This window comes from Bacillus sp. JJ1127 (genome assembly GCF_036965845.1).
GTDB lineage: Bacteria > Bacillota > Bacilli > Bacillales > Bacillaceae_G > Bacillus_A.
On the sequence record NZ_JBALQK010000185.1, the window covers coordinates 7,858 to 8,613 of the forward strand.

A 756-nucleotide genomic window follows, 5' to 3' on the forward strand; every position below is an offset into this window, starting at 1 on the left:
ATTGATGTATATATAATTAAAATCTTTCAGGAAATAAAAAAGGCCTCCACCATTAGGAAGGCCTTTTCGTCTATTTCTTATAAAGTTTCAGAAGTAGTTTTTGCTTGCATGTGAAGTGCTAAGTAATCAGGCCCACCAGCTTTAGAGTCTGTACCAGACATATTAAAGCCACCGAATGGCTGGTAACCTACGATTGCACCAGTACATCCACGGTTAAAGTATAAGTTACCAACGTGGAAGTCTTCACGTGCTTTTTCGATATGTTCACGGTTGTTAGAGATAACTGCTCCTGTTAAACCGTATTCTGTATTGTTTGCAATTGCAAGTGCATGATCAAAGTCTTTCGCTTTACAGAATGCTACTACTGGTCCGAAGATTTCTTCTTTCATTAAGCGAGCATCTTCTGCAACGTCAGCAACGATTGTTGGTTGGATAAACCAGCCTTTAGAATCGTCTCCTTCGCCACCTGCTACTACTTTACCTTCTTCTTTACCAATTGCAACGTAGCTCATTACTTTATCAAATGCAGCTTGGTCATTAACTGGTCCCATATTCATTCCTTTTTCAGCTGGGTTACCTACAGTTAATTCTTTTGTTAATTCCACTGCACGATTTAATACATGATCATATACATCTTCGTGGATTACTGCACGAGAACAAGCAGAACATTTTTGTCCTGAGAATCCAAATGCTGATGCAACGATAGATTTAGCAGCTAATTCAAGATCTGCTTCTTTATCAACAACGATTGTATCT

1 protein-coding gene is annotated in these 756 nt (G+C 38.6%); it reads right to left on the reverse strand.

Features of this window, described 5'->3' with window-relative positions:
• Window positions 1–77: 77 nt before the first annotated feature.
• Window positions 78–756: aldehyde dehydrogenase family protein (locus V7183_RS17995; protein WP_335360357.1), on the reverse strand; the 679-nt coding region annotated here is incomplete at its 5' end.